Raw genomic sequence first — 8,303 nt, forward strand, 5'->3', positions numbered from 1 at the left:
CTGTGCCTGCATTGATCGATTTCGACCGATTCTTTGATTTGCTTGCCAATAAGAAATTTCCAGTTGCGACATTTTTGAGAACGCGAGACGAGTTCGATTACTTACAAGAACCTGATTTCTTTCATGAAATTTTCGGCCACTGTGCCATGCTCACTAATGCTGATTTCGCAGCATTCACTGAGCATTATGGAAAACTAGGCCAAGCCGCTACATCCAAACAGCGCGCTTACCTGGCCCGTTTGTATTGGTTTACGGTCGAGTTCGGTTTAGTAAAAGAAGGCCAACAACTGAAAATTTATGGCGGTGGCATTCTCTCTTCTCCGGCGGAAACCATGTACGCATTGAGCGGTGATTTGGCGGTTCGTGAGCGGTTCGATCTGCAAACGGTGTTGAGAACCCCTTATCGCATCGACATCATGCAGCCGAAATATTACGTGATCGACGAGCTATCTGAGCTCTTTAAAATCAGTCAGGAAAACCTATTACAGCAAGCTGATCTCGCCATCGACGCGGGGTTACTACCACCACTTTTTGAACCCAAGGAACCAACACATGTTGAATGAACAAAAATGCGAAGCCTGCAGTATCGATGCAATTTCTCTTAATAAAGATGAACAACAATCTTTACTGTTGGAGTTGTCTGATTGGCTGATCATCGAAAGAGATGGCATCCCACAGCTTGAGAAGGTGTTTAAGTTTAAGAACTACAAACAAGCGTGGGCATTCAGCAACAAAGTGTCAGAGTTAGCAGAAGAAGAGTTCCACCACCCTTCGATCTTACTGGAGTGGGGCAAAGTCACCGTCACTTGGTGGAGCCACTCAATCAAAGGCCTCCACAAAAATGACTTCATCTGCGCCTCACGCTGCGATGTGTTCGCGGTGAGTGAATAGACTTTTGGGTTTCGAGGAGCTGTCTTTCTTATCTCTTTGATGCGATTATCTAATTATTCAGCTCATAATGTGAGTTGAATAATTTCCTTAAACAGCTCATAGTATGAGTTGAATAAGTGATACTTTCGCATCATGGGGCGTAATATGTGGATTTGGCAGCAAGATAATTGGCCAAACTTTGTTTGGGATAATCAGAAAATAGGCGTGAGGTTAAGAGAAGTACGGCTTAATCAGGGCATTCTATTGGGCAAGATTGCCTCACAGTCTGCGGATCAATCCCAAACCATGCTCGACACCTTATTAGCGAACATAGTCCATTCCAGTGCGATTGAGGGAGAAAAGCTTAATGCTTTCTCGGTCCGATCTTCTTTAGCCAATAAACTCGGTGTCAGTGAAGATCGACCTTTTCCTACGACAGAACAAACCGATGGCCTAGCTGAAATTATGTTGGATGCGGTGCAGAACCTAACAGAGCCATTAGCGCTTGATAGGATCTTACATTGGCACCGTAGACTGTTTTCTCAAGGCTACACCATGTTTAACCCTGTAGTCGGAGGTCAGCTAAGAGGTGACACTCCGATGCAAGTGGTATCAGGAAGAATTGACCGTCCAACCGTGCACTTTGAAGCACCTAGCCGAGACATTCTTGATGCTGAGTTAGATGCGTTTATCACATGGTTCAATGATTCACTTGCCGACGCTACACTCGATCCCTTACTTAGAGCTGCGATAACTCATCTTTGGTTTATCACCTTACACCCGTTAGATGATGGTAATGGTCGTATTACTCGATTGTTGACTGACTTGGCGTTAGCACAGGCCGAGCAGCAGTCGGTACGTTTCTATGCGATGTCGGTGGGGATTCTCGCTAACCGCAAGCATTACTACGAGATATTGGAGCGAACCCAGAAAGGGGGACTCGATATTAGCGAATGGTTGATGTGGTTCTTAGATACGTTAGACGAGACGTTTACAGGCGTTTTCGCTGAGGTCGACCAAACTGTATATAAGACCAATTATTGGCGATGTGTTGATCAAACCAAGCTTACGGCAGAGCAAGTAAAAGTGTTGAATAGGATGCTCGATGGTGATTTTTCAGAAGGCATTAATGCTAGTCAATATAAAAAGGTAGCGAAGGTAAGTAGTGCCACTGCAACACGTCATTTGAACGCTTTGATTGAGCATGGCTGCTTAGTCAAATCTGGTTCTGGTGGCAGAAGCACGCGCTATCTGTTGCCGGAGTAGGGTTTATACACTCATACTTCAACTTATATGCCTCTAGTGACCGGATTTCAGTGGTATTCTAATCTTCAATTACAAACCAACATTCAGTCAATTAAACATACATGAACCGAGACAGTAGGACTTTGATGAAAGCACCTTTAAAATCGAGTGGCGAAAAAGGTATCTTCAATAAATTTGATTGGGTTAAAGAGGCAGATAGCAAACTCATTAGTGCGAAATTACTTAGAGAAAGCGGCAATCAGAAAACATTAGAACTTGAATCATTAATGAGGACTACCTCTTACACATCAAGTGATGTTTTTGAGGTCTTAACTATCAAAGATGCTGCTTACAAATCGAGTGTTTTGATGTTGGGATATTCACTTGAGTTGTTACTTAAATCAGGGGTTGTGTCATTACTCATATCTGCGCCTAAAGATTTACTTGAAAAAAAGGTCAGAGCTTATAGCCATAAACTTAGTAAGTGTTGCTTTGGACTTAGGTATGAAACTGTCTAAGAGCGAGACTGAGCTGTTAAAAACTTTAAGTAGTTACATTATTAATGAGACACGGTATCCAGTTACTCCTGAATCAGTTGAGGATTATTGTAATAAAACTAACGAAATCAATGGTTTTATTGCTAATGATAAATGTTTTTGTGATGGACTAGAGTTTTATAGCAAGCTTAAGAAGATTATAAATGATATTGATGGAGCTCCTGACAATATGAAAATCTACTCTCGTATGGAATTGGAACGAGATGGATACATCATATTTCGAGTTGGTGGCTCTCTTCCTCCTGTCATTATTGTTAAATACTGTCAGACTCAGATTGATGCCAACACAAACACATTGGGCACGATTAAAGAGTTATTTATAAATAAGAATAAACAAAATATGTCTATCTATTCTCATTTGATGGAGTCTTCGTGGGATGCCGCTTTGTTTTTCTATGTGAGTAATAAGCAGGGCTTAACGCGCGTTCCCACTGGTAGTGAGAAATAAACAGGAGCAAAGTCATTGAGGCTCAGTGTTCTCCGGATTCATTTTATATTTAGCTTTCGAAAATATAACCTTTCGGTTTTATATGGGAACTGGCTCATATCGTGCAAACTTGTTGGTGCTTTGAGCTAAACGCACTTTCCCAAACTAGCTTGACCTGCATCAGCGACTTGCTGCTTTCTCGTCCTACAACCCCCACTATTGCTCATAGTATTGGTTTTATGAGGCTGCTCTATGATATATTTCTCGGCCAAGCGTATTACAGACGAAGGCTAATAATGTCTATCAACCTTTCACTCCTTCCACCCAGTGAGAAAAATAAAATCGAACTGGATAAGCAAGCATCGTTTCTTGTATGGAAACTGAAGCAAGCGAAATGTGGCCCTGAAGCCATTGTTGAAGAAGCAATGAAGCTAGGTGATCCAGAAGAAAAGGCTTGGTTTGAGCAGTCTGTAGAAAAATACAAACGGGTAATGGGTGTCGCATAAACGCAGATAAACCTTACCCAGCAAAGCTGTTGAATTGAAATGACGCAGTAATTTGCTAGAATTTGCACCGTTAATTGAATCAGAGAGAAGATCCCGATGGGAAGAAGTTTTGAAGTGCGCAAGGCCTCAATGGCGAAAACTGCAGGCGCAAAAATTAAAGTTTATTCTAAATACGGTAAAGAGATTTACGTACTGGCTAAGAACGGCAGCTCTGACCCAGACATGAACCTACCTCTTAAGCACCTGATTGCTAAAGCGAAGAAAGACCAAGTACCCGCTCACGTTATCGACAAAGCGATCGATAAAGCGAACGGCGGCGGCGGTGAAGACTTCCAACCAGCTCGTTACGAAGGTTTTGGCCCAGGTGGCACAAGCGTAATCGTTGACTGTTTAACAGACAACGGTAACCGTACTTTCCAAGACGTTCGCCAATGTTTCGTTAAAACTGGCGCGAAAATCGGTGTTGAAGGTACTGTTTCTCACATGTTCGCTCACCAAGCTGTATTCCAGTTTGCAGGCGAAGATGACGAGATCATCCTAGAAACGCTAATGATGGAAGACGTAGACGTGACTGACGTTGAGCTAGAAGACGGTGTTATCACTGTATTCGCTCCAACGACTGAGTTCTTCAAAACGAAGACAGCACTAAACGCTGCGTTCCCAGACCTAACGCTAGACGTTGAGGAAATCACTTTCGTTCCTCAAACAACTACGCCAGTAGCTGAAGAAGATTCTGAGAAATTCCAGAAGTTCTTAGACATGCTTGACGACTGTGATGACGTTCAGCAGGTTTACCACAACGCTGAGCTGTAATATCAATCTATAATTGATAGCTTTGCTCTTGTGAGTAGAATGTAGAATACAAAAAACCGAGCCTAGTGCTCGGTTTTTTTATGGGCGTAATTCAGACGTTTATCCGTGAGCATGACTCTTTGATCGCAGCCCCTTGATGGCAGCTTCTAGATCATAGCTCCTAGAGCATAAGCCCTTGATCATCGTTCCGTGACCTCAGGTATGCAAAGCGCTCTCGGGCGACAAATCCATGCTGAGAGTTTTCTGATCAAAGGAAGCACGGTGAGGTTGAGCGTGATAGCACACGGCCAAGCAATGAAAAAGCTTTGCAGCCAGATTGGCGGCCACTCGGGGCTGAATCCCATTTTGTAGCCAGAAATTAACCCAGACATGATAGTCGCCATGGTCAGGGAGGATAAAATCGCGGTTACCCAAAATTGTTTGTTGTTCATACTGTGTTCTCCCGTGATTTTCTGTTGTTGATGAGATAAGGTTACATCTATCCATTAATGAGAAAAATAGGCACATATAGAAGTATGAATTCCATATTTGGAAACATTGATGATCTGTTCTTATTCTGTGCAGTGGTTGAAGAGGGCTCTTTGCTATCGGCTTCTAAACGGCTGCAACTCCCAGTGTCGACTATGTCGCGTAGGCTAACCGCATTGGAAGATCGCCTGAATATCCGACTTTTAGAAAAGAAAGGTCGTGAGCTGGTGGCCACCAAAGACGGCGAGGCGGCCTTTTCTGCACTGAGCAGCGGCATGGAGTCGATTCATCAGGGCTTTAATAGCTTGCTAGAAGAGCGTGACGCTATTCAAGGCAAGATAAAGCTCGCCGTACCTCACAACTTCTATAGTGGCTTTTTAAGGTCGATGGTAGAGCAATTCCTCACTCAATATCCGAACGTTCAGCTCGATCTTACCTTGAGCCAGCAACAGTTTATCCCGCAGACCGACCGTGACTTACTGATCACGTTTAAGATCTCAGAGATGGAAGGCATGATTGCTCGTCCACTTTTCAAAGCCAAACACGGATTTTTCGCGAGCCAAGAATACTTAGATTCGCGTGAGACGATTGAAAATCCGGACGACCTAGAGCTTCAAGACTGGATCAACGTTGATGATGTGTTTGATATGCCGCTCTACAAATCCGACCGCTTAGAGCAGATGATCACGATTAAACCCAAGTTCATCGTCAACGATATTCATGCGGTGGCGGCCGCAGCGCAAAAAGGTTTGGGGCTTGCTTCATTGCCTTTTCGTCATGTATCCCCTGAGATGAATTTGATTCAAGTGCTCCCTGAGTATCATCGGGGTGATCGCCAAGCGTATTTAGTGTACAAAGAAAGAAAATATCAGCCAAAGGCTTTGACCCTGCTTATTGATGCGTTGATTGAGAGTGTTCGATCTTTTCATAGCGATGACTTGGTCAAATAAAAGGAGAAAGAAATGAAAGTAAGTTTTATCGGGCTAGGCGTTATGGGCTTCCCAATGGCAGGCCACCTAGTCAAAGCCGGTTTTGAAGTAACGGTGTTTAACCGCACTCACAACAAAGCATTAGACTGGGCTGATAAACACCAAGGTAAAACGGCAGAATCTGTGGCTGAGTGTGTCGCGGAAGCTGACGTGGTATTAGTTTGTGTGGGCAACGATGACGATGTACGCAGCATGACAACCAGCGAAACAGGCGCACTGGCAGCAATGAAGCCAAACGCGATTCTTGTCGACCACACCACAACGTCTGCAGTTCTGTCTGAAGAGCTTGAAATAGCAGCTAAGCAATCGGGTGTTCGCTTTATGGATGCACCAGTGTCTGGTGGCCAAGCAGGCGCAGAAAACGGCGTGTTAACCATCATGTGTGGTGGCGAACAAGCGCTTTTCAACGGCCTTCAACCTGTGTTCGAAGCTTACGGAAAATCGTCAGTTCTGATGGGTAAAGTCGGCCAAGGCCAACGCGCAAAGATGGTCAATCAGATCTGCATTGCAGGTGTATTGAATGGTCTTTCTGAAGGTTTGGTACTTGCAGAGAAATCAGGTCTTGATATCCCAACTCTGGTTGATTGCCTTAAAAATGGCGCTGCCGGTTCATGGCAGATGGAAAACCGCGCGACCACAATGGCGCAAGATAAATTCGATTTCGGCTTTGCCATTGATTGGATGATCAAAGACTTAGGTTTCTGCCTAGATGAAGCAGAACGCCAAGGCATCCAACTTCCTTTGACGGAAAAGACCAACAACGCCTACAAGACACTGTCTGCCCAAGGACAAGGTCGCATGGATACATCAGTATTGATGAAAGCCGTAGTTGAAGAGACTAAGAAGTAGAAGAGACGAAAAAGTAGAAGAAACTAAGAAATAGAAGAATTTGAATAGTAGACGAGATTAAGTAGAGAGACTAAAAGTCGTCGAAGCTTCGTTCTGTTTTGACAAAATAGCCGCTAACTAGCGGCTATTTTTTATTTTTAATCAAAAAGAAAAATAACATATTTTTCAACAATGTAAGTGGTTGTAAGCTTGTTTTGGTTGAAAGTCCATCAGCACCGTTCGTGTGCTGCGAGATCTGTATCAATTTCACTTCACTCTATGCTGTGAATTGTTTAATTGATCAAGTTATGTTGCTATTCCATTACAAAATAGTTGAGAAATAATCACTGCCTGAACTGGTCTGTTTAGGTGGTTGGCTTATAAGTCAATGATAAAATAATAAAAAAACGTGATATGATCGTCATTATTAGTAAATTCCCATGCATTATTTTTCAGGATTATATGAAATCAATATCAACAAAGCTTCTTCTAGTTCCACTGCTCTTTTCTATCTTTTTAGTTGTAAGCAACTTAAAAAGCGAAGCTACCTCAAATGAGGTTATGGACAGTTTTCACTCTGTGTACGAGGACCGAGTCATTCCGTTATCTGATTTGAAAAGTATTTCGGATTTGTACGCGGTAAGCGTGATTGATGCGGCGAATAAATACCATGTGGGAATGATAGAGCAGACGGCTTTTTATTCTGGTGTTTCTGTTGCGATGAAAGAGGCTCATGAGCTATTCCTTCATTATCTGGCAACGCAGCTAACACGAGAAGAAGAGGGGTTGGCAAAAGAGCTTCAACTTAAAATAGACAAGGTGGAGCGAGAAGTACCATTAATTCTTGATAAACATAGAAATATGATGATTGATGATTCTGAGATGATCACTCAGCTTTATCTCCTTGTTGATGATATGGGAGGCGTTCTTGGTGAATTGATCTCATTGCAATTGGACGTCGCTAAGGAAGAATTAGCCCATTCTGATTCAGTTTTAGAGTCCAACTCTTCTTTCTCATGGTGGCTGGTTCTTTTCTCTTCTATCGTTGCTTCTGGCTCATCTTATTTCCTAGTGAAAAGAGAATTGAGAAATTTACCATTGATCGTAAATTGGATTAGAGCCCTTGAGAATGGACGTTTATCGGACGTTAAATTGAAAGAGGGTGGAAATGAGCTCGACACTATTTCAGATTCTTTGTCTCAACTGTCTGCAAAATTGAATGATATCCTGTCACAGGCAGGTGTAAGCATGAATTCAATTAACCAAAAGCAAGAAGAGTCTTTAGCTCTGATAGAGCGATCCCAGAGTAACTCTTTGAATGAACTATCATCGGTAGAGCAAATCGCGACGGCCGCGACTGAGTTATCTTCAACAGCGAGAGACGTTGCTGACAACGCACAAAGAGCTGAGCAGTCAGCAATGGAAGCGAATGACATTATTCAGCTAAGCCATGGAACATTGAAAAACTCAACTGACACGACAGAAGAAATTTCTGAATCAATATCAGAAACTCAAACGGTCGTGAATTTACTTAGAGAGCACTCAGAGCGTATCAGCAGTGTTGTTGAGGTAATTAAGAACATCTCTGAGCAAACCAACT

11 protein-coding genes are annotated in these 8,303 nt (G+C 42.9%); 10 read left to right on the forward strand and 1 reads right to left on the reverse strand.

All coding sequences use genetic code 11. The features are described 5' to 3' along the window. The 7 genes from phhA to AB4589_RS22360 form a co-directional block, all read left to right on the forward strand. Positions 1 to 563, forward strand: a 563-nt coding sequence (phhA, locus tag AB4589_RS22330; protein ID WP_372101702.1) for a phenylalanine 4-monooxygenase, incomplete at its 5' end; no start/stop codon positions are given. Then, positions 553 to 891 carry a 4a-hydroxytetrahydrobiopterin dehydratase gene (locus AB4589_RS22335; protein ID WP_372101703.1) on the forward strand — a complete coding sequence of 113 codons (339 nt, stop codon included), beginning with the start codon at positions 553 to 555 and terminating at the stop codon, positions 889 to 891. The genes phhA and AB4589_RS22335, both read left to right, overlap by 11 nt. 144 nt (positions 892 to 1,035) lie before the next feature. Beyond that, a complete protein-coding gene (locus AB4589_RS22340; RefSeq protein WP_372101704.1) occupies positions 1,036 to 2,136 on the forward strand; it encodes a Fic family protein in 1,101 nt (366 codons plus the stop codon). Positions 2,137 to 2,261: 125 nt separating this feature from the next. Further along, the gene (locus tag AB4589_RS22345) at positions 2,262 to 2,633 is read left to right on the forward strand and encodes a hypothetical protein (RefSeq protein WP_372101705.1); all 372 of its coding nucleotides are present in this window, start codon (positions 2,262 to 2,264) and stop codon (positions 2,631 to 2,633) included. After that, positions 2,620 to 3,120, forward strand: coding sequence for a hypothetical protein (locus tag AB4589_RS22350; RefSeq protein ID WP_372101706.1), 501 nt, complete (start codon positions 2,620 to 2,622; stop codon positions 3,118 to 3,120). Before AB4589_RS22345 ends, AB4589_RS22350 begins: the two co-directional genes overlap by 14 nt. A gap of 275 nt (positions 3,121 to 3,395) precedes the next feature. Then, positions 3,396 to 3,605, forward strand: coding sequence for a DUF3283 family protein (locus AB4589_RS22355; RefSeq protein WP_010432323.1), 210 nt, complete (start codon positions 3,396 to 3,398; stop codon positions 3,603 to 3,605). 96 nt (positions 3,606 to 3,701) lie between these two features. After that, a complete protein-coding gene (locus tag AB4589_RS22360; protein WP_009846045.1) occupies positions 3,702 to 4,418 on the forward strand; it encodes a YebC/PmpR family DNA-binding transcriptional regulator in 717 nt (238 codons plus the stop codon). Between the two features lie 179 nt (positions 4,419 to 4,597). On the opposite strand, the gene AB4589_RS22365 is transcribed toward AB4589_RS22360, so the two are convergent. Next, the gene (locus AB4589_RS22365) at positions 4,598 to 4,849 is read right to left on the reverse strand and encodes a DUF2798 domain-containing protein (RefSeq protein WP_012601276.1); all 252 of its coding nucleotides are present in this window, start codon (positions 4,847 to 4,849) and stop codon (positions 4,598 to 4,600) included. A gap of 84 nt (positions 4,850 to 4,933) precedes the next feature. Between AB4589_RS22365 and AB4589_RS22370 the strand changes: the two genes are divergently transcribed. The 3 genes from AB4589_RS22370 to AB4589_RS22380 form a co-directional block, all read left to right on the forward strand. Beyond that, positions 4,934 to 5,836 (forward strand): LysR family transcriptional regulator, encoded by a 903-nt coding sequence (locus AB4589_RS22370; RefSeq protein WP_009846047.1) that lies wholly within the window; start codon positions 4,934 to 4,936, stop codon positions 5,834 to 5,836. 12 nt (positions 5,837 to 5,848) lie between these two features. Beyond that, the gene (locus AB4589_RS22375; RefSeq protein WP_372101707.1) at positions 5,849 to 6,724 is read left to right on the forward strand and encodes an NAD(P)-dependent oxidoreductase; all 876 of its coding nucleotides are present in this window, start codon (positions 5,849 to 5,851) and stop codon (positions 6,722 to 6,724) included. Between the two features lie 441 nt (positions 6,725 to 7,165). Next, positions 7,166 to 8,303, forward strand: a 1,138-nt coding sequence (locus tag AB4589_RS22380; protein ID WP_372101708.1) for a methyl-accepting chemotaxis protein, incomplete at its 3' end; no start/stop codon positions are given.

This window comes from Vibrio sp. 10N.222.49.A3, from assembly GCF_041475145.1.
GTDB classification, from domain to species: domain Bacteria; phylum Pseudomonadota; class Gammaproteobacteria; order Enterobacterales; family Vibrionaceae; genus Vibrio; species Vibrio tasmaniensis_A.

What these genes read in the sequence shown, in the direction of transcription:
- AB4589_RS22365 (WP_012601276.1), bottom strand. Translation starts at nt 4,849, where the DNA reads ATGAACAACAAACAATTTTGGGTAACCGCGATTTTATCCTCCCTGACC.
- AB4589_RS22375 (WP_372101707.1), top strand. Translation starts at nt 5,849, where the DNA reads ATGAAAGTAAGTTTTATCGGGCTAGGCGTTATGGGCTTCCCAATGGCA.
- AB4589_RS22340 (WP_372101704.1), top strand. Translation starts at nt 1,036, where the DNA reads ATGTGGATTTGGCAGCAAGATAATTGGCCAAACTTTGTTTGGGATAAT.
- AB4589_RS22345 (WP_372101705.1), top strand. Translation starts at nt 2,262, where the DNA reads ATGAAAGCACCTTTAAAATCGAGTGGCGAAAAAGGTATCTTCAATAAA.
- AB4589_RS22370 (WP_009846047.1), top strand. Translation starts at nt 4,934, where the DNA reads ATGAATTCCATATTTGGAAACATTGATGATCTGTTCTTATTCTGTGCA.
- AB4589_RS22360 (WP_009846045.1), top strand. Translation starts at nt 3,702, where the DNA reads ATGGGAAGAAGTTTTGAAGTGCGCAAGGCCTCAATGGCGAAAACTGCA.
- AB4589_RS22350 (WP_372101706.1), top strand. Translation starts at nt 2,620, where the DNA reads ATGAAACTGTCTAAGAGCGAGACTGAGCTGTTAAAAACTTTAAGTAGT.
- AB4589_RS22335 (WP_372101703.1), top strand. Translation starts at nt 553, where the DNA reads ATGTTGAATGAACAAAAATGCGAAGCCTGCAGTATCGATGCAATTTCT.
- AB4589_RS22355 (WP_010432323.1), top strand. Translation starts at nt 3,396, where the DNA reads ATGTCTATCAACCTTTCACTCCTTCCACCCAGTGAGAAAAATAAAATC.